The sequence below is a fragment of the Streptomyces sp. NPDC051987 genome (assembly GCF_040680735.1).
Taxonomy (GTDB): Bacteria; Actinomycetota; Actinomycetes; order Streptomycetales; family Streptomycetaceae; genus Streptomyces.
The window spans coordinates 1-15,191 of the sequence record NZ_JBFAXI010000010.1; the positions used below are offsets into that span (position 1 = coordinate 1).

General features: G+C 69.9%; 17 protein-coding genes. All 17 read right to left on the reverse strand.

The genetic code is table 11. The annotated features are described in order from the left end of the window. On the reverse strand, window positions 1-217 hold a 217-nt coding region (locus AB0M11_RS08075; protein WP_365702623.1), incomplete at its 3' end, for a hypothetical protein. A 73-nt stretch (window positions 218-290) separates the two neighbouring features. After that, a complete protein-coding gene (locus AB0M11_RS08080) occupies window positions 291-542 on the reverse strand; it encodes a hypothetical protein (RefSeq protein ID WP_365702625.1) in 252 nt (83 codons plus the stop codon). A 10-nt stretch (window positions 543-552) separates the two neighbouring features. Continuing rightward, window positions 553-1,095 carry a hypothetical protein gene (locus AB0M11_RS08085; RefSeq protein ID WP_365702627.1) on the reverse strand — a complete coding sequence of 181 codons (543 nt, stop codon included), beginning with the start codon at window positions 1,093-1,095 and terminating at the stop codon, window positions 553-555. Between the two features lie 13 nt (window positions 1,096-1,108). Then, entirely contained in the window at window positions 1,109-4,051 is a 2,943-nt protein-coding gene (locus AB0M11_RS08090) for a hypothetical protein (RefSeq protein WP_365702629.1), read from the reverse strand. Window positions 4,052-4,065: 14 nt separating this feature from the next. Then, complete coding sequence (locus tag AB0M11_RS08095) at window positions 4,066-7,392, reverse strand: phage tail tape measure protein (protein ID WP_365702631.1); 3,327 nt, start codon at window positions 7,390-7,392, stop codon at window positions 4,066-4,068. Window positions 7,393-7,421: 29 nt separating this feature from the next. Then, window positions 7,422-7,898 carry a hypothetical protein gene (locus AB0M11_RS08100; RefSeq protein WP_365702633.1) on the reverse strand — a complete coding sequence of 159 codons (477 nt, stop codon included), beginning with the start codon at window positions 7,896-7,898 and terminating at the stop codon, window positions 7,422-7,424. Then, on the reverse strand, window positions 7,891-8,046 hold the full coding sequence (locus AB0M11_RS08105) for a hypothetical protein (protein ID WP_365702635.1): 156 nt from the start codon (window positions 8,044-8,046) through the stop codon (window positions 7,891-7,893). The genes AB0M11_RS08100 and AB0M11_RS08105 overlap by 8 nt, the downstream gene beginning before the upstream one ends. A gap of 41 nt (window positions 8,047-8,087) precedes the next feature. Beyond that, window positions 8,088-8,540 carry a hypothetical protein gene (locus AB0M11_RS08110; RefSeq protein ID WP_365702637.1) on the reverse strand — a complete coding sequence of 151 codons (453 nt, stop codon included), beginning with the start codon at window positions 8,538-8,540 and terminating at the stop codon, window positions 8,088-8,090. 15 nt (window positions 8,541-8,555) lie between these two features. Further along, complete coding sequence (locus AB0M11_RS08115) at window positions 8,556-9,518, reverse strand: phage tail tube protein (RefSeq protein ID WP_365702639.1); 963 nt, start codon at window positions 9,516-9,518, stop codon at window positions 8,556-8,558. Next, complete coding sequence (locus AB0M11_RS08120; protein ID WP_365702641.1) at window positions 9,511-9,687, reverse strand: hypothetical protein; 177 nt, start codon at window positions 9,685-9,687, stop codon at window positions 9,511-9,513. Before AB0M11_RS08120 ends, AB0M11_RS08115 begins: the two co-directional genes overlap by 8 nt. Before the next feature lie 8 nt (window positions 9,688-9,695). After that, entirely contained in the window at window positions 9,696-10,163 is a 468-nt protein-coding gene (locus tag AB0M11_RS08125; RefSeq protein ID WP_365702643.1) for a hypothetical protein, read from the reverse strand. Then, window positions 10,160-11,044 (reverse strand): hypothetical protein, encoded by an 885-nt coding sequence (locus AB0M11_RS08130; protein WP_365702645.1) that lies wholly within the window; start codon window positions 11,042-11,044, stop codon window positions 10,160-10,162. The genes AB0M11_RS08125 and AB0M11_RS08130 overlap by 4 nt, the downstream gene beginning before the upstream one ends. A gap of 18 nt (window positions 11,045-11,062) precedes the next feature. Then, on the reverse strand, window positions 11,063-11,386 hold the full coding sequence (locus AB0M11_RS08135) for a hypothetical protein (RefSeq protein ID WP_365702647.1): 324 nt from the start codon (window positions 11,384-11,386) through the stop codon (window positions 11,063-11,065). Window positions 11,387-11,458: 72 nt separating this feature from the next. Next, the gene (locus AB0M11_RS08140) at window positions 11,459-12,916 is read right to left on the reverse strand and encodes a phage major capsid protein (protein ID WP_365702649.1); all 1,458 of its coding nucleotides are present in this window, start codon (window positions 12,914-12,916) and stop codon (window positions 11,459-11,461) included. Between the two features lie 145 nt (window positions 12,917-13,061). Beyond that, entirely contained in the window at window positions 13,062-13,769 is a 708-nt protein-coding gene (locus tag AB0M11_RS08145; RefSeq protein ID WP_365702652.1) for an HK97 family phage prohead protease, read from the reverse strand. A 9-nt stretch (window positions 13,770-13,778) separates the two neighbouring features. Beyond that, window positions 13,779-15,017 (reverse strand): phage portal protein, encoded by a 1,239-nt coding sequence (locus tag AB0M11_RS08150; RefSeq protein ID WP_365702655.1) that lies wholly within the window; start codon window positions 15,015-15,017, stop codon window positions 13,779-13,781. Beyond that, complete coding sequence (locus AB0M11_RS08155) at window positions 15,014-15,187, reverse strand: hypothetical protein (RefSeq protein WP_365702657.1); 174 nt, start codon at window positions 15,185-15,187, stop codon at window positions 15,014-15,016. Before AB0M11_RS08155 ends, AB0M11_RS08150 begins: the two co-directional genes overlap by 4 nt. Window positions 15,188-15,191 lie beyond the last annotated feature (4 nt).

Genomic DNA, 15,191 nt, shown 5'->3' on the forward strand with positions numbered 1-15,191 from the left:
CGGTGCCGGCGAACGCCTCGGCGGCGTTGCCGGTGCACGATCCGAGGCTGCCCTGGTCCAGGACGGGGATGCGGACCGTGTGGACGGCGCTGGTGTAGGTGGACGGCAGCAGGTCCTCGGAGAGGGCGTAGGCGCGGGAGCGCGGGTCGTGCTCGATGTGCCGGCCGAGTCGTCCGCCGGTGTGGCTGGAGTACTCGTCGATGAAACGGATCTTCACGGTGCTCCTTGAGGGCGTGAAAAACGCCCCTGGGCCGGTCGGCTGGGGCGTGGCGAGGAGAGTGGGGTGCGGGTCAGGTCAGCTGCACGTCGGACGTGCCGGTCGTCCATGCGCTCCGGCTGACCGTCCAGCCGGGATAGGCCGTGGTGAGGGTGGTGGCGATGGCGGCGGCGATGGCCTCGATGATCGGTGCGGACGCGCCGGTGATGCCGCTCTGGAAGGTGACGTCGACGGTGGCGCCGTCCTGGTCGAGGGTGTCGGGGTTTTGGACGCTGACGTTCACCGTGACGGAGCGCGGGGTGTAGCCGCTGGTGGGCAGGCTCATCGGTGGCCTCTCAGGTGATGGCGGTGGCGTTGGTGAAGTTGCTGGAGATGCCCATGTCCTCGACGAGGATGTAGGCGACGTTGTTGGTGCTGGCGGCGACGGCCACGGTGCCGCCGCCGCTGGCCAGGGCGTAGGTGCCGACGAGGGCCGCGGTGATGTCGGCGCCGGAGTTGTTCGCGCAGATGTTCTGCAGGTTGAACATCGTGTTGCCCGCGAAGAGGTAGGTACGGAAGCCGTCGATGTAGGCGGTGCCGCTGGTGTTGGTCTTGCGGACGCGGAACTGGCCGTTGTCGCCGGTGGTCGTGCCGATCCCGAGGCCCTTGTAGGTGATGCGGTAGGCGCGGCCGTTCTGGAAGGTGATCGACGGGGTGGTGATGGCGACGAGCTCGGTGGTGGTGGTCGTCGACGTGTTCGCGGTGATCGCGGTGTAGCTGAGCACCTGCGGCGTGTAGTTGTACAGGTACACCAGCGGGTTGTAGACCTGCGCGAGCCACCAGGCGTCGGAGGCGGGGAACCCGGCGACGGCCTGGGTGATGGCGGGACGGGTGGTCACGGTGCCTCCGAGGTCATCCGAAGCCGAACAGCGGGCTGGTGCCGCCGAATTGAGCGGGCACGTCGTAGCAGGTGGGGTAGGTGCCGCCGGGCGGCAGCGTCGCGGTGCCGGGCAGCGCGGAGCAGATGATGTCCGCGCTGGCGTGGCTGTTGGTCGTGTTCGCGGTGAGGGTTAGCTGCACGGTGCTGTAGCCGGCGGTGACGGTCTGGACGGACTGGACGGTGACCGTCTCGGCGTTGGCGGTGCCGTAGCCGAGGACCATCTGGAAGCCGGACGGGATGACGTACTGCGCGGCGATCGCGTTGTTCCCGGAGATCGGCCCGACGGTGATCACGTTGACGCCGGCGGCGATGCCCGACGAGAGGGCGGCCCAGGCGGCGGAGATCATCCAGTAGCGGTACTGGGAGGCCGGGGAGACCTGCAGTTTCAGCTGGATCTGCCCGGTGTCGTCGCCCGACCATTCCAGCTGCTCGATGAAGCCGTCCAGCTGCTTGGCGGGGGCCAGGGCGGGCCGCTTCATGACGCGCACGAGGTCGGCGAAGTGCAGGCCCATGACCTGCTTTTGCAGGGTGGGGCTGTGGCCGAGGTCGACGGTCAGGCCCTGCAGGCGGGTGTGGGGGTCCTTGTAGAGGCTGAGCAGGTAGTTGGCCATGCTCGCGCCGGTGGCGGTCTTCTGCGGGTTGATGGTGCGGGTGAGGGTCTGCGGGAAGTAGGCGGTCTGGCTGGTGGTGTCCTCGGCCTCCTGCAGCTGGTTGGTGTCGGTGACGTCCGCGGCGCCGTCCACGGTGATCTGCACGTCGTTGTAGAGGTGGGCGGGGTCCTGCTCGAACTTGATGTCGTCCTTGACGGGGACCTCGCCGCCGGCGAGGTTCTCGCCGAAGATGACGACAGGGGTGTTCTGGACCCACCGCCACAGGTGCCCGTACAGGGTCGGATTGCCGAAGTTGTCGACGGCGAACTGGCCGTTCTCGGTGTCCGCAGACTTCTGGATCGCGTCCAGGGCGGAGCGCCCGTTCAGGCCCATCGAGCCGAGGAAGCCCTGGGTGCCCACGGTCTGGAAGGTGACCGCGCTGCCCGGGTGGAACGAGGCGAGCGAGAGGAGGCGGCTGATGCGGCTGGTGGGCGTGTCATCGGCCCAGCCGCGGGCGAAGCCGCGAGCGAGGTCGGCGGCGGTGGCCGCGTCGAGGGCGGTGTTCCACTGGGCGAAGTAGGCGATGTCCCCGTTGAAGGGGGCGGTGTTCTCGCCCGCTCCGTTCGTGGTGACCGTGGCCCCGATGACGTCGGATGTGTAGGTCGAGGAGGCCATGCTGATCGTCGAGGTAGCGCTTGCTCCGGCGCCGTCCACGGTCAGCAGGGCGCTCTTGCCGTCGGCCGACAGGGTCAGGACGGCGCAGTGCCAGTTCCCGTCGCAGACGTAGAAGGAGGGGTTCTCGACGTATGCGGACGCGGTCTTGCCGGAGTTCTGCAGCTTGAACGTCATGTAGCCGTCGGAGAAGATCTCGACGTTGGCCACGGACTGGTTGCCGCTGCCGGAGAGGTAGCCGGGGCCGGTGGCACCCCACAGGGTGGCGACGGAGAAGCGGCCGCCGGTGTTGGGCTGCACGCTGGTGCGGAAGCAGATCAGCCGCGTCCACCCGCCGTTGGGCAGCATGAGGTGGTCGGTGCCGTCCCAGGGCAGCAGGTAGGTGGCGCCGGCGCTCGTGCCCAAAGATGCGGCCTGGTTGTTGGCCAGCGTCGTCACGGGTCCGGGCACACCCCACAGTGTCCCCAGGTCGCTGGTGGAGGTGATGGAGGTGCCGTAGGTGATGTTGGCGCCGACGACGTCCAGGCAGCCGGTCGACAGCTGCGCTCCGGCATACGGCAGGAACGCCGTGGCGGCGCCGTCGCGGCTGGCGCTCGTCGAGGCGAGGTCGTAGGCGCACTGCAGGCTGGCCGACTGGGTCTGCGACAGCCAGCCGGGCATGACGTTCTGGTAGGTCAGCTGGGAGAGCGGGGCGAGGGAGTCGACACAGGTGACGTCGACCAGGCCGTACTTGCCGTTCTGCTCGTAGGACTGGGGCCAGCGCTCGACGAAGCCCTGCCACAGCTGCATCCAGTCGCCCGGGTACGCCCAGGTCGTAGGCGCACTGGACTGTTCGAGCTGCCAGCCGGTGACGCGCACGGTGGTGTTCGCCGTGGCGGCTATGTTGGTGGAGATACTCGCGATGGCGAAACTGGCCCCTGCCGGGGCGGTGCGGGTCATCGACAGCCGCACCCAGCTCGTGGTGATCGTGGTCGTGGTGCCCAGGCTGCGGGAGAGCAGGTTGCCGTTGAGGTCGTACCAGCCGAGCCGGATCTTCATGTCCAGGCCGCTCATGCCGCCGGAGGCGAGCTGGAGGTCGACGCCGACCGAGTAGGAGGCGCCGGCGGTCACGGTGGTGCCCTCGCAGTCGTGGCTCGTCCACGGCTGCACGTCCCCCCACAGGCCCATGGCCGCCCCCGAGCCGGTCCCGTTGGGGATGGTCCAGGTCTGCGCTGTGGTCAGGCCCGAGAGGGAGGCCGCCAGGCCGGTGGCGGTGCTCAGGGTGCCCGACGAGACGGCCATGGACAGGGTCCTGGTGCCGTTGGCGACCCAGGGGTACAGCAGGTTCTGGCTCGGCCCGGTCATCGCGATCAGACGCGCACGCCGGTAGGGCAGCACGTAGGGGTAGTACGGGCTGGCCGTGTTGTCCGGGTCGAAGGCGCCGTCGAGGTTGTCGAGCTTGAAGGTCATCTCGCCGCTGGTGACGGTGTCGAGTTCGTACTGCCGCCCGGCGAGGGTGGCCTTCCAGGCGCCGCGCAGCCGCTTGGAGACGGTGTACCAGTTGTTCGGGGCCGTCGAGTTGCCGCCGGCGTTCCACGCGATCTGGACGAGGATGCGCGGCCAGGTGCCGATCAGGGGGCCGTCGGTGAGAGGGAATCCGGTTGGGACGGTCACGAAGGGCCCCCTGTTCAGCGGGTCTTGGCCGACAGGCCGTTGGAGGTGTTGCGGCGCTCGTGCTGCAGGGCACGGCGCTGCATCTTCTTGAAGAGCACCTCGCCGTCGATGTTGACGACGGTGGTGAGCTCCAGGACGCCGCCCGCGCCGCCGCCGCCCGCGAACGCCAGCTGCCGGGCGGCCGCCAGCTTCGGGACCGCAGGCATTCCGGCGGTGGACACGGCGCCGGCCATCGCCAGTGCCGCCGACTCGGCCCTGCGGCTGGTGGCGTTGATGCCGTTGGCCAGGCCCTGGGTGATGAACTGGCCGATCTCGTGGAACACCTGCGACGGAGAATGGATCTTCAAAGCCTTGCGGATGGCGGCCGCCATCGACTTGGCGATGTGCTCCATCTGCTTGTCGATGGCCTTCTGCTGCGACTTCAGGCCCCGCACGAGGCCCTTGGCGCTGTTGATCCCGGCCTTGTACATCGCATCGGCGGTCGCCGTACCGACGCTGCCCGCGGCCGACTTGGCCTGCCCCTGCAGCTTGTTGATCTCGGCGATCTGGGCGGCGTTCCCGCTCGCCAGCGCGGCCGCGGTCGCGCCGCCCTGGTCGACCCCCGAGTCGGCGATCTGCTGGATGAGGTCGGCGCGCAGGTGCATCTTGCGCAGCTTGGTCAGGTTGGCCGCGAACGCCTTGGCCTTGGCCACCTGGTCGCGCATGTTCGCCACCACGTCCTGGCTGGTGAGTTGGACGGATCCCTCGGGTAGCGCGGTGACCACGGACACGTTCTGCATGACCGAGGCGGCGACACTGTCCCGTGTCTTCGTCCAGTCCTTTTGGAGGTCGGCGAGCTTCTTGTTCGCCGCCTTCAGCCGGATGGCGACCCGGTCCCGCTGCTCGGCCAGCCTGACCAGCTCGGCGCCGTCCCGGCGCACCAGCGACTGCAGGTGCCGGTGCCCGGAGGAGCCGAACTCGCGGTACAGCATCTGCGCGATGCGGATCGTCGCCGACTTCACCCGGGCCGTGGAACCGGTCAGGCCCTGCACCAGGCCGTCGTTGATGTACGCGCCGATCTCGGCGAACTTCTTCGACGGGGAGGCGATCCCGAGGAAGGACTTGGCCGCGCTCAGCGCGCCGGACGCGAGGTGCTTGAGCGAGCCGAACAGGGAGCTCGCCGAGTTCTCGACGCCGTGGACGACGCCCATCACGATGTTCTTGCCGACCGACACGAACTTGTCGCCCCAGCCCTTGGCGGTGTTCCAGGCCTGGGTGAGCTTGTCCTTGATGGCGGAGGCGACCTTGCCCATGTAGCTGGTGATCGACCGCCACACCGACACGATCGGGTTGATCATCGCCGACTTGATCGAGCCCCACACGCTCGCGGCCACGGACCGGATCGCCGACCACGCGGTGCCCAGCCAGCCCTTGGCCGTGTTCCACAGGGACTTCAGGTCGTTCCACAGCGCGACCATCGGGGTGATGACCGCGGCCTGGATGAGCGCCCAGATGGTAGAGGCGGCCGTCTTGATGCCGTCCCAGATGGCACCGAAGAAGCTGGCGATGCCGTTCCACACCGCGCGCGCCGCCGACGCCATCGCGTGGTGGGTGCGGTTCCAGACCGCCACGAGCACCGCGATCGGGAACATGAAGATCACCAGGAGCAGGGGCCACCACTTCCGGAAGAATCCGCTGATGGCGTTCCACACGGTCGCGGTGGTCTGCCGGATCCAGTGCCAGGCGCGCACCACGGGGTCGGCGACCGAGTGCCAGGCGCCGGCGAACCAGGACGCGATCGCGTGCCAGGCGCCCTTCACCCAGTCCACGATCGACTGCCAGATGCTGGCCGTGCCGTTCGCGATCCAGTTCCAGGCGCCGACGACGGCGTTCGCGACGTCGGCGCTGATCCGCTTGATGAAGCCCCAGACGGTCTTCCAGTGGACCACCAGCAGGACGATGGCGGCGATCAGCGCGATGACCGCGAGGACGATCCAGGTGACCGGGTTGACCGCGGCCGCGGCCGCCATCCCGTACAGGGCGGCCGTCACCGCGGCGATCGCGGCGACCAGGGCCACGCCGATGACGATCGCCAGGGCCTTGGCAACGTTCTGGTGCGCGGCCAGCCACGTCGTTCCCTTGGCGATGACACCGAGGATCTTCTGGAAGGCGGGCAGCAGGAACTGCCCGACCTGGATGCCCAGGGCGTGCGCGGAGGCCTTGGCCTGGTCCATCTTCTGGTTGAAGTTCTTCTGGACGTCCGCCCAGCCCTCGACGCTCTTGCCGCCCTTCTTGACGTGTTCGTCGATGCCGGCGGTGTTCTTGATGAAGTCCTTCATGTGCGGGCCGGTCAGCTGGAGCGCGGCCTGCATGGACTTGGTGCCGCCGACCATCGTGGCGAGCGCGCCGACGTAGGTCTGCTGCTGCGGCGGCAGGTTGGCCAATGCCCTCTGGAACTCGGTGGTGTTCTTGGACGCGCCCTGCAGGTGCCGGATGAGGACGGTGCCGGCCGGGCCCATCTTCTTCTCGATGGCGTCGGTGAGCATCGTCAGCGTCGAGGCCAGGCCGTGCTTGCCGAGGTTCTGCCCGACCTGGACGGCGTCCAGGCCGAGGTTCTTCATCTCGGTCGCGGCCTTGGCGCTGGGGTTGGACAGCTGGCCGATGGTCTGGCGCAGGTAGGTCGCGGCGACCGCGGCCGGGGTGCCCTGCGCGGTCATCGTCGCCATCGCGCCGAGAACCTCGTGCAGGCCGACGTGCGCGGCGGCCGCCACCGGCAGGATCGTCGACATGCTGCCCGCGAGGGCTTCGAGGTTGGTCTTGCCCTCCGCCTCGGTCGCGATGAGGCTGTTCATCACGTCGGTGACGGAGCTCGCGCCCGTGTGGTACGCGTTCATCGCCGTGGTGGCGGCGTCGGTGGTGGTGTTCAGGTCCGCGGCACCGACCTTCGCGCCCATCGCCGCGGTCTTGAGGACCTTCAGGGCATCCGCGCCGTGATAGCCCGCGGACTCCGTCATGTAGAGGCCCTTGGTCAGCTCGTCCGTGGACTGGCCGACCTGCCCGGCCATGGCGAGGACGCCCTGACCGACCATCTGCATGTTCTTCGCCGACTCGCCCGCGCCGGTGCGCACGCGGGTCATCTGCTGCTGGAAATCCCCGGCCATCTTCGCGGTCTTGACGGCCACGCCGGCGGCCGCAATCCCGATGCCGACGACAGCGGCCTTGGCCATCAGGCCCGTCTTCATGAAGGCGCCGGCGCCCGCCTCATCGGCAACCGCCATCTCCGCCTTCACGTCGGCAATGGCCGTCTTGACGCCCTTGGAGTGGCCCAGGAACTCGATGAAGACCGGAGGCAGCGCACCCATGAGGGAGTCACCTCCCTCACAGGTTCAGATCAGATCTGCGTCGCCCGCCGCCAATGGGTCTGCCAGACGGCGGCCATCTTCGGTTCGGCCTTGCGGACCCCGGGGCGGACGTAGGGGTACTGGCCTTCGAGCCGCTTCTTGTAGAGGTTGCGGACCCCGCCGCCGACGCCGACACCGCCCTGGAAACCGCCGCCGGGCAACGGCTTGGGCCTTCGGACACCGCCCACACCGCGGCTGAGCTTGCCCGTCAGCCGCCCCGGTCCCCCGCCCTTGGTGACGTGGTGCGGGGACAGGTTCAGATTGATCGTCGGCCCGGTCCGGGAGGACTTCCCCCGGTGGTCCCACCGGGGGCGCCCCCGCAGGCCCGAGCGGATGGACTTCTTCGCCAGGGCCTGCGTCGCCTTCAGCGCCCGGACCGTGGCGAGGTCGATCTCCCGGTCCAGGCGCGTCAGGGCGCTGCGGGCCTCCTTCGTGCCACGCACGATCACGGTGATGCCGTCAGCCACGGGCCGCCTCCTCCTGCACGTTGGCCTTCGCCTGCTCGACCGCGCCGTCCACCGCGAGGATCCAGTCGAGCCGCTCGGCCGGCAGATCCATCCAGGTGTTGGGCGGCCCGACCACACGGCACAGCTGCCAGTCCCGGTACGCGTCCATGGGCAGCTGGTGCGCGGGGTATTCGAACTTCCCCTCTATCGCTACGCGGAGGCGGTAGAGGGCACGGTAGGGCTGTCCGCCTCAGTCGAGGGCGAGAAGTCCGGACCGCCCTGCAGGGCGCCCTCGGCGCACATCTCCTTCAGCTTGTCGTACACCGCCCCGGGCAGGTCCTGCAGCGCGTCCAGGGACACCTCGTCGCCGTAGGACCAGCCAGCTACCCGGGAGATGATGAGCCGGTCGTTGAGGTCGTCCATCAGGCTGAGGGCCTCGTCGCCCATGACCGAGGCCATCTCGACGGCCTGCGTCTCGTCGATGTCCTCCAGGGCTTTGACGCCCTTGGCCTGGGCGTCCTTGACGACGCTCGCGAACGCCGGGTTCTGCGCGAGCTTCATCTGGATCGTGCGCACCGGGCGGCGCAGCCGCTCGGGCACGTCCGCGGGCTCGCGCAGGTCCGCCCAGCCCTGGTCGGGCATCTGGTGTCGGGTGATGCTCATGAGGGTGTGGTCCTTCTACTTGTAGGTGTTCGCGGCGATGGCGTTCTGCAGCGTCGCCTTGATCGGGCTGTAGCCGCCGGACGCCCCGATGTCGCTGGTGTTGCCGATCGCCGTGAAGCTCACCGGGAGCTCGATGTACTCCTTGCCGTAGGACGGCGTGCCCTCGGTGTAGGCGACCTGGCTGCAGTGCAGCTGCAGGCCGTTCAGCGCGGCCGCCGCCCCCTGGGTGTACGCCACGTCGAACGACTGCACTGTCGCGGCCTGGAACGCGGTCCGCTGCGCGTTGGACTCCATGACGAGGGTCGCCTTGCCCTCGACGGAGACGTCCCCGGACCAGATCCGGTACGGGTTCTGGGTGCCGGCCGAGCCGCGGATCGCGGTGACGTTCCGCTTGATGGTCAGCTCGCCGTCCTGCATGAACGTGGCCACGCCGCCGATCTGCCCGATGATCTGCCAGTTCGGCGACGGAGCCACCGCGGTGAACGACGGCGTCGGCGTCGTCGTGGTGGCATACGCCCACGTGGTGGCCTTGGCGGACCACTCGAACAGGCCGTCGGCGTTCCACTTGAACCCCAGCTCGGAGAACTGAGCGCCCGGGTACTGCCAGGTCCCCAGCGGGTCGTAGATGGTCCACGTCTGCGGTGTCGGCTGGGTGTCCCCGGTGCACAGCGTGGAGAAGACGTGCGAGAACGGGGCGCTCGCGCCTGTGGTGACCAGGTCGGGCAGCACGGAGGCCAGCAGCCAGCCGATGGTGTCGGCGAAGACGTCGCCGCCCAGGTCCAGCTCGGCACCCTTCTGCCCGCCGTACAGGCCGAACACGTCGACCGGGGCACCGCGCTGGCCCTGGTCCTGGATCAGGTTGACGTCGTCCTTCGGGGTGAGCGTCTTCCAGGGAATCCACTTCGTGGCCGCGACGGGCGTGCCGGGGGTGACCTCCTTGGCCACGCCGAGCACGGCGAGATGGGACGGCTTAGGCATCGCTGCCCTCCTTCTCCGGCGCCCGGCCGGCCTTCTTCGTCTGGGTCTTCGCGGCGTCCCAGCAGCCGTCGCCCGGGTCGTCGGGCAGGTCGTAGGTCTCGCCGGGCACCGGGGCCACGCCGAGCGTGGGGTAATACCGGCCCTCATCGCCGGTGTACGTGAGCTGCACGGTTTCCCTCACAGGGTCTTGAGACAGTCGATGCCGATCTCGACGACGGCTTGGCGGCCCTTGTGGTCCTCCGACCAGCCGGACGTGTGCTGCACCGTGCCGGGCTTGCCGCGGTCGACCGCGCCGCCCAGGGACGGGTCCGAGCGGACGACGGCCACGACCAGGTCGGCGAGCTGGCGGGCCCGCGCGAACACGGCGGCCGCGTCGTCGCCGCCCCGGTACACGTCGACGGTCACCGTGATCGTGTAGTCCTCGCGCAGCCAGTGCGAGCCGCCCGAGCCGACCACGCTCTCCGGGCTGTACTGCTGGTGGACGTCGCCGACGGAGATGATGTCGTCGGGCTGGTAGGGGCCCGGTTCGTCGAGGCAGACGAGAATGTTCTGGACGCCGGCGAGTTGGGTCTGCAGGCCCTGGAAGATCCAGGTACGGGCGGCGGGGATGCTGGAGGCGGGGATGTTCCCGATGGGCGTGGTCATGCGATGCCCGGGGGCCGCTTGAAGGGCTGCCACAGCTCCAGCACGCGCTGCGGCAGGGCGAACCCGGTCGGCACGCCCATCGACTCGCCGTCCAGCGCGGCCCCGCCGAAGCGCGGCCGGCCGCCCTGCTGGGTGAGCTGGAACAGGTGCCGGATCAGCTCCAGCGCGCCGAGCCGCACGGTCCACGGGATCGCGCCGGACGTGCCCGCGGTGTAGACGACCTTCACGTTCTTGATGCCGTGCGGGAAGCACACGGCGCCGCCGGTCGCGCGGCGCACGATCTGGCCCTTGTCGAGGTCGACGGTGTAGCCGTAGGCGTCCGTGGAACTGCCGAGCGGCTGCTCGGTGAGCACCCAGGTGGACGCCGAGACGTACTCGGTGACCGACTGCACGGACGCGACGGGCTGCCAGTCCAGGGTGATCGTGGGCGAGCCGCCGTCGTGCCACTCGGTGTGCTGCTCGGGCAGCATCGGCCCGACCACGTCCCGGGCGAGGTCGCCCGCGGCGAGGATGAAGCCCTGCAGCTCTGCGTCCTGGCTGGTGTCCGTGGTGGGCAGGTTCAGGTGCGCCTTGACCGAGGCGAGGTCGACAATCTGCTGCAGGCCGAGCGGCCGCACCTGGAACTGACCCTCGGAGGCGTAGCCGACGCCCGTGCCGGTCGCCGTCCACCGGTACCGCCAGGTCCCGGCGGCTGCGACTGCGGGCACGGCGGCGACGTACTGGCCGCTGCCGGCGTTGGTGACGGCCGGGGTGGTGACGATGCCATTCGGATCGGTGACCGTCACGGCGACGGTCAGGGTGCCGGTGGCGGGGGCCCCGGTGTCGTCGAGCACGGTCTCGGACAGCCGCACGTCCTGGCCGGTGTAGTAGATCAGCGGCACGACGGCCCCCCTTTCCGGTCAGCGGGTCTGCGGGGGCTTCTGCGCGGCCGCCGTGCGCTTGCCGGTGCGCTTGGGCGAGTCGCTCCCGCCGTCGGCGTCCAGGACCTCACGGATCGCGCGGGCCTGTTCGCGGGCCTCGCCTGCCGCGCCGTCCTGGCCGTTGCTCTGCAGTTCCTCGGCGCGTTTCTCCAGCGCGGCCGCCTGCTCGTCGAGCTCGCCGCGGACGCGGTCGATCTGCTCCTGGACCTCGCCGGTCTTCTCCCGCCGCGTCTCGCGCGGCCCGTTCTCGCAGATGGCCAGCTCGTTTCGGAGTCCGGCCAGTTCAGCGACGCGATCGTGCATCGCACACTCTCCTGTCTGGGGGAAGGCCCCGGGCCGCCGCACCCTCAACGGCAGCCCGGGGAGCTGGCGGGATCAGAACCCGGTCGGGGCGATGACGCCGGTACCGGAGATGACCGAGATCGTCTCCGGGCGCCGGTCGGGCATGAACGCGGCGTAGTTGTAGACCTGGAAGCGGACCTGCAGCGTCCCGGAGAGGACCTCCTGCAGGACGCGGGTGCGCATCGACCCTTCCCACAGGTACAGGTCGGAGGTGCGCATCGCGGCGATGCGGTCCTCGTTCGTGCCCGCGCCGAGGTTCGCCGGGATGTTGCCGTCGGCCAGCAGCGGGAAGTTCAGGACGCGGCCCACCGGGCCCTCGACGTCGCCGCCGGTCTGCAGGGCCAGCGGGTTGAAGGGGGCATTCGTCTCCGGGAGGATGAACGGCCGGTTCTGCGAGTCGAGCTGCGAGGCCATCCAGAACCAGCGCGACGGCGTGAGGAACACGGCCGTCGGCATCATCTTGCGGTTCTTCGCCGACAGGGACAGGGCCTGCATGAGCGGGGCGTACAGCTCGGGCAGGGTCGGCGTGGCGTCGGTGTAGGTCACCGAGTTGATGCCGGAGACGTTCAGGACGCCCTTGAGCTGGCCAGAGCTTCCGGAGCCGCTCCAGCACTGGGTGTCCAGCCGCATGTTGTAGTCGGCGATCAGGTCGGCGAACACGACCTCGTCGAACGCGACCGGGGACTGGTCGAGCAGCTGGATCGCGACGTCCTGCTGGCCCGCGATGGTGCGGACCGGGGCGGACACCGAGGTGTCCGTCAGGTCGGTCGAGGTGACTGCGGCCGCGTCGGCGGTCTGCATGCCGGTCGCCGTACCGGTGGCGACCTTCGGCACGTTGACGCTGTCGGTGCCGGGCGGGAGCGCCATGTTGCGGACCGTGTTGGCGAAGGTGCGGCCGAAGCGCGGCAGGTCGATGTAGTCGTCGACCAGCCACAGCGGCGGCACGAAATATCCGCCTTGGCCGTCGGTCCTGTTGGGGTTGACGCGCTTCTCGAACACGGTGCCGCGGCCCCGGACGTTCAGGTCGCGGTCCAGGGCGTCGCGGTCGCGGTCGGCGGCCGCGCGGCGGGCACGCTCCCGCTTGGGCATGTCGGCGTCGATCTCAGCACCGTGCCGCTGCAGCCGCTCCAGCGCGGCGGACACGCCGCCGTCGCCGTCGCCGCGGTTGAGCTGCACCCGGGCGAGGTCGAGGAAGTAGGAGTGGCCGGCCTCGCGGGCGTAGGTGCGCGGCTCGTCGACGACCTCGATGCGGCCGACGCCGTACCGCTTGGCGATCTCGGCGGCCTGGTCGTCGCGCTTCTGCTGCTCGTCGAGCTCGGTCACCCGCGTGTCGATGTCGCGGATCTCCTGCTCGGCCGTGTCGAACCGCTGCTGCTCGTCCTCGCCGAGCTTGTCGCGGTTCTCCTTCTTCGCTGCCTCCAGCAGGCCGTCGAGCTCCTTCTTGAGCTCGGCACGCCGCTCAAGCAGCCCGGTGATCTGGGCGTTGGGCATGGTCGTCCTTCCAGACGATGGGATGGGTGTTGGCGTGCCTGCGGCTCGGGTGGTGGTCCGGGTGGCCGTCCAGGTGGTGCCCCTACAGGGGTCCGGCGTGGGCGGCCGGCGCGGCTCCGGCGCGGTCGGCAGGCGGGTGGTGCGGTCAGAGGGCCAGCGCGCGGGCGCGGGCCTGCAGCAGGGCGAGGCTCGGCCCGGTCGGGACGTCCTCGACGGGTGCGGGCGTGAACTCGGCGGCGAGCCGGTCGAACACGGCGCGCCGCTCGTCCGGGGACAGCCGCTGCAGCTGCGACTGCACGTCGCGCGCGTTCAGCTGCGCCCCAGCCGTGTTGGGGTTGGCGCCGTAATTGACGATCGAGACATCCCCCTTGTTCAGGGAGACTTCAAGGATGTCGCGCTGGTCGAAGTCCGGGGACCACTGCTGCCGGGTGATCCAGAAACCGAAGCTCATCTCGTCGACGTCGCCGCGGTCCATCGCCGAGCGCAGGGCCTGCACGTGGGGGCTGGCCGGGTCCAGGTCGGCCTCGGTGTGCAGGCCGGTGTCGTCCTCGGCCAGCCGCATCGTCCCGGACTTCGTGCGCGCCAGCGTCAGCCCGGTGTGGTTGACGAGGAACGGGACGTCCGCGCCCTCGGCGAGGGTCTTGGTGAAGGCGCCCTGGCGGACGACCTCGGTGAACGGGCCGAGCCAGTCCTCCATCTCGTAGCCGACCTCGGTGACGCAGGCGTACCCGGTGAAGGTCAGGGTATCGCCGCCGGTGCCGTCCGGCTTGGCGCGCAGCTCGACGTCGCGGAAGGGCAGCGCGCGGTGCTGCAGGGTCGCGGGCCGCTCGGCCCGCACGGACAGGTCAGGCATCGCGGCCTCCTACGGCTTCGCGGGGGGAGCCGGCGGATCGTCCGGCGGCGGGGTCGGCTCGGGTGCTGTGTCGCCCGAGTGCGCGCTGTTGAGGGGCGCGTCGATGTCGTCGCCGCCCTTGACCGGCGGCAGGTTCTCCTTGGCGCGGATCTCGTTCCGCGTCATGCCGCCGATGGTCCGGGCCGTGGCGTACCAGGACCAGCGGCCGGCGGTGTCGGTGCGCTCCAGCTCGCTGGTGTCGAACACGGCGGACTGGCCGCGCGGCAGCATCGCCGTCCACGCGTCCTCGAAGGTGCCCAGCCAGTCGTCCAGCGTCCAGACGCGGAAGCCGATGGCCTGCTGCTCGATGCCGGTGCCCCAGCTGGTGGTGCGGTCGACCTGGCCGAGCATGTGGGGCGGGACGCCGTACAGCATCGCCATGTCGAGGTTCTGGGCGGCGCGGGTGCCGAGGAACTGGGCGTCCTCGGGGGTGACGCTGATGTTCTTCCATTCGGCGCCGCCGGACAGGACGCCGATCGCGTGCGCGTTGGCGAGACCGGAGTGGGAGGCCTCGAAGCCTTCCTTCATCTCCCGGGCGCGCTTCTTGTCGAGGTCGCCGGGGACGGTGATGACGCCGGTCATGTGGGCGCCCTTGCCGAAGTACTGGGCGCCGTACTGCTCGGCGGCCAGGCCGAGGCCGATGGCCGTCCGGGCGTAGGAGACCGGGGACATGCCGGTCGCCGAGCCGGGCATGCACATCCCGGTCAGGTGCAGCATGTCGGCCGGGTCGTCGACCTTGATGCGGTTGATCTCGTAGTCGCGGCCGCCGTCGTCGTTCATCGTGACCTTGACCTGGTCCGGGTGAAGGACAGCGATCCGCGACGGCCGGTACAGGTAATCGCGGGCGGTGACGATGCCGTAGCCGTTGCCGCGCAGCAGCAGGGAGATGGCCAGCTGCTTCAAGCCGGCGCGGCGGGTCGGGAAGCGGGTGTTGCCGGCGCCGCCGAAGGGGTCCGCGACGATCGTGGGCGTCGTCGGGGTCGGCATCTTCACGCCGTTGCGGTCGACCATCGCGTTCAGCGGCAGGCGGGCAATCGCCGAGGACAGGATGCGCACGCACGCCTGGAGGGCGACCAGCTGCATGGCGGTCTGGTCATTGACGTTCACCCCGGACGCGGTCGGCATCGCCAGGCTGCCGTTGGTGGGGATACTGCTGTCCCCGAACTGCTGGACGGTACGGCGCTCGATGCCGCGGCGGAACAGGCTCATTCGCCCACCGCCCAGCCGATGACGATCAGGGCCACGCCGAGGGCGACGAGGCCGGCGATCGGCTGCCACCACCAGGCGGCACCGACCAGACAGCCGATACCGGCCACGTCCGTCACGTCGGTCAGCGTCCGGCGCGGCCGGGAGGGCAGCTTGACGCGGGGGAGCTTCACGGCA

Coding starts and splice junctions, on each gene's coding strand:
- AB0M11_RS08080 (WP_365702625.1), bottom strand. CDS start 542: ATGAGCCTGCCCACCAGCGGCTACACCCCGCGCTCCGTCACGGTGAAC.
- AB0M11_RS08095 (WP_365702631.1), bottom strand. CDS start 7,392: ATGGGTGCGCTGCCTCCGGTCTTCATCGAGTTCCTGGGCCACTCCAAG.
- AB0M11_RS08105 (WP_365702635.1), bottom strand. CDS start 8,046: ATGGACGCGTACCGGGACTGGCAGCTGTGCCGTGTGGTCGGGCCGCCC.
- AB0M11_RS08110 (WP_365702637.1), bottom strand. CDS start 8,540: ATGAGCATCACCCGACACCAGATGCCCGACCAGGGCTGGGCGGACCTG.
- AB0M11_RS08115 (WP_365702639.1), bottom strand. CDS start 9,518: ATGCCTAAGCCGTCCCATCTCGCCGTGCTCGGCGTGGCCAAGGAGGTC.
- AB0M11_RS08125 (WP_365702643.1), bottom strand. CDS start 10,163: ATGACCACGCCCATCGGGAACATCCCCGCCTCCAGCATCCCCGCCGCC.
- AB0M11_RS08135 (WP_365702647.1), bottom strand. CDS start 11,386: ATGCACGATCGCGTCGCTGAACTGGCCGGACTCCGAAACGAGCTGGCC.
- AB0M11_RS08140 (WP_365702649.1), bottom strand. CDS start 12,916: ATGCCCAACGCCCAGATCACCGGGCTGCTTGAGCGGCGTGCCGAGCTC.
- AB0M11_RS08145 (WP_365702652.1), bottom strand. CDS start 13,769: ATGCCTGACCTGTCCGTGCGGGCCGAGCGGCCCGCGACCCTGCAGCAC.
- AB0M11_RS08150 (WP_365702655.1), bottom strand. CDS start 15,017: ATGAGCCTGTTCCGCCGCGGCATCGAGCGCCGTACCGTCCAGCAGTTC.